General features: G+C 47.5%; 2 protein-coding genes. Both read left to right on the forward strand.

Annotated features, from left to right (window positions below):
* On the forward strand, nucleotides 1–638 hold a 638-nt coding region (locus tag D0S45_20465; GenBank protein TIH08731.1), incomplete at its 5' end, for a conjugal transfer protein TraL.
* A gap of 9 nt (nucleotides 639–647) precedes the next feature.
* Nucleotides 648–1061, forward strand: a complete 414-nt coding sequence (locus D0S45_20470; protein TIH08732.1) for a hypothetical protein — start codon at nucleotides 648–650, stop codon at nucleotides 1059–1061.
* Nucleotides 1062–1068 lie beyond the last annotated feature (7 nt).

Genomic DNA, 1068 nt, shown 5'->3' on the forward strand with positions numbered 1-1068 from the left:
TGGAATCCGGCAAAGAAATCTGCTGTGTGGATACCGATCCGGTAAACGCAACTTTCTCAGGATACAAAAGGTTTGGCGTAACCTCTCTTGATATTATGAGTGGCGACGACATTGATCCCAGACGATTCGATACTCTTGTCGAATTGATGATGGCCCTGCCTGATGATGCTGAAATGGTCATTGATAACGGAGCCGCTACTTTTGTACCGCTTGCCAGCTATCTTGCTGACAACCAAGTCTTCCCGATGCTTGCTGAAGCCGGCCACAATATCAACCTGCATACAGTTATCACCGGAGGGCAGGCACTCCCCGACACTCTCAGCGGACTCAGTTCCCTGCTTAGGACTTTTCAGGTTCCCATTTACATCTGGCTAAATGGCTTTTTCGGTCAGATCGCCATGAAGGGAAAGAGCTTCGAAGAATTCAAAGTCTACAAAGACAATTCACATCGCCTTGCCGCGTTAGTCCGCATTCCTATGAAGAAAAAAGAAACATTTGGCCGAGACATTGAAAACTTGCTGACAGCAAAAATGTCCTTTCAGGAAGCGCAAGAAAGCACCCTGCCGATCATGACCAAGCAGCGTCTCAGAATGTTCTGGAATGAAATGAAAACAGAACTTGTGAACTGCGGAATGTAAGGACCGAAGATGCCTGACCAGACTCCTAAAAACGCCCCCCTCACCATTCAGAGTGTGCGCGATCTCATTGCAAAAGAGCACAATCTGCTGCTCGATGAGGATGACCCTATCCTCGTTGCTGTGACCATGCATCGCGCCGCTCTGGATGAGTATGACCGGCTACTGCAAAAGCATAAGCAGCAGTTCTCTAAGGATATGGAAGAACATGTTTCTTCCTTTGCTCTGGAAGTGCGCAAATCCACTAACAGCCTGCTTAGCAAAGCAGTCAAAGCGAACATTGAAAATTGCTTAAGCGTGGTCAAAGCACATCAAGAACAAATGGATAGCTTGCGTGGATTCATGAAAGGGTTGGCTATCTTCTCTGGAGTCGTTCTTGGCCTCGCCATTGCCACTTCACTTTCAGTCATTGTGTGGGGTTCATAATGAATGG

Origin of the sequence: Marinifilum sp. JC120, assembly GCA_004923195.1 — a bacterium.
Lineage (GTDB): Bacteria > Desulfobacterota > Desulfovibrionia > Desulfovibrionales > Desulfovibrionaceae > Maridesulfovibrio.